This window comes from Acidithiobacillus concretivorus (genome assembly GCF_018853445.1).
In the GTDB taxonomy this organism is placed as follows: Bacteria; Pseudomonadota; Gammaproteobacteria; order Acidithiobacillales; family Acidithiobacillaceae; genus Acidithiobacillus; species Acidithiobacillus concretivorus.
In genome coordinates, this window is sequence record NZ_JABELD010000101.1 from 1 (window position 1) to 752 (window position 752).

A 752-nucleotide genomic window follows, 5' to 3' on the forward strand; every position below is an offset into this window, starting at 1 on the left:
GGCCACTACACGTTCCGGGGCGAGGGCAAGGCGGTCGATCTCGATGCGTTGGTGGCCGATTTGCTCTTGGAATAGGGAATTACGAGGCCAAACAAAATTTTCGAGGGTTTGGGCTTACACCCCCATGATCAATTCCACTGGATTTTATGGGTTTTGAGAATATCCTGTTGGGTATGCACGGGTATCCACCAAAGACCAAAACCCCCTGGTGCGGGCTGTCGGAAAACCATGTCGGTCAGGTGTGATGCTCGGAAACTCTGCCGCCGATGTTTCCTGACAGAATTCTCTGGGGTTCCGGCTTACACCCCCAAGCAGGGAAAATATCGGCCGCTGCGGCCTTTCGCAGGAGCTTAACGGGTTTTATATTCCGTTTTCTGAGGGGACCCCTAATACCCTTTGGGAATGACCAGTTCTGTTTTGCCGTGGTCTGTGGTCCATGCGCCGAGTGGCAATGGGCTGCCGTTGCTGTAGGTTCCCTGATTGTTGCTGACCTCGAAACACAGTCTTCCGCCGCAATGGTTCCAGACCACGTTCCCGCCGTGCTTGGCCAGCTCTGCCACGGTCGCCTGCATCCGGGGGATTTCTGCGCTGAGCGTGGCCTTCTGCTGGCGGAGGTTCTGGACTTCGTGGAACTGCCAGGCCAGGGAAATATAAGCCATCAGACAGATTCCGAAGAATCCGGCAGCGAACAGGATGACCCATTTCCAGGAAAACCAGGCGGAAGCCTGGCTGATGGCCTTCCCGGCCTCGGT

1 protein-coding gene is annotated in these 752 nt (G+C 56.1%); it reads right to left on the reverse strand.

Going from position 1 to position 752, the window contains the following annotated elements:
• Positions 1-386: 386 nt before the first annotated feature.
• Positions 387-752, reverse strand: a 366-nt coding sequence (locus HJG40_RS11900; RefSeq protein WP_215864394.1) for a hypothetical protein, incomplete at its 5' end; no start/stop codon positions are given.